The 236-nt window shown below is 44.1% G+C and carries 1 protein-coding gene; it reads right to left on the reverse strand.

Annotation, left to right across the window (positions count from 1 at the left end; genetic code table 11):
* Nucleotides 1-236 (reverse strand): hypothetical protein (locus tag AAEY80_RS14875; RefSeq protein WP_350588644.1); only part of this gene is annotated, 236 nt, incomplete at both ends.

Raw genomic sequence — 236 nt, forward strand, 5'->3', positions numbered from 1 at the left:
GCATTGGTCAAATTAGGTTCAGCAATAGCGGCTGCGCCAATCACTTTAAGCCCGTTAGCTTGTCCTTCGTACGATAGCGTTGCATCGTATCGACTATCGCTAATAATAGATGTAGCTAAGCTAAAGCCATTAAAAGTAGGTGTATCGTAACGCAGGCGGTTGCGTCGGTTTAGGCCATCAAAACTATTAAAACCATCTAGGATCCTAATGTCAGTTAAAGCGCCACTATTACGCTC

Origin of the sequence: Psychrobacter sp. 78a-MNA-CIBAN-0178 (assembly GCF_040309625.1) — a bacterium.
In the GTDB taxonomy this organism is placed as follows: Bacteria; Pseudomonadota; Gammaproteobacteria; order Pseudomonadales; family Moraxellaceae; genus Psychrobacter; species Psychrobacter okhotskensis.